The organism is Bartonella capreoli, from assembly GCF_902813205.1.
Taxonomy (GTDB): domain Bacteria; phylum Pseudomonadota; class Alphaproteobacteria; order Rhizobiales; family Rhizobiaceae; genus Bartonella; species Bartonella schoenbuchensis.
In genome coordinates this window covers 1-453 of the sequence record NZ_CADDZX010000206.1, presented here as the reverse complement: position 1 = coordinate 453, position 453 = coordinate 1, and the positions used below count along the sequence as shown (strand labels likewise).

Below are 453 nucleotides of genomic sequence, written 5' to 3'. Positions count from 1 at the left end.
CTATCTATAACTGAATGGAAGCCAATTCATGGTGTAATTCCACCTATAGGTATATATCAGTGGCAGGAAGAATTTTTGAAATATCAACAGATAGCGCAATATAACTTGCTTGATCGTGATATGACATTAAGCGCATTTAAGGTTATTTTCTGGTGGGTGGGGGGGCATCGTGTTCTTGGTCGTGTTGTTGTTTTTGTAGTTTTATTGGGCTTGATTTGGTTTTGGATTACCACACGTATTGAAAGAGGTATTTTGTGCCAACTTGTTGTTGTGCCAATTCTTATCGCTGTTCCAGGTGTTATTGGTTGGTGGATGGTAGCATCTGGGCTTGTTCAAAGCAATCTGACAAGTGTCAGTCAATCTCGTTTGGCAATTCATCTCATGGCCGCATGTTTTGTTATTGTTTTTGTCACTTCTTTGTCTCGCGGTCTTACAGAATGTACAGATAAACCC

The 453-nt window shown here is 40.0% G+C and carries 1 protein-coding gene; it reads left to right on the top strand.

Translation table 11 applies throughout. The features are described 5' to 3' along the window. The coding region (locus tag J7R05_RS08070) for a COX15/CtaA family protein (RefSeq protein ID WP_208541857.1) at positions 1–453 on the top strand (453 nt) is incomplete at both ends.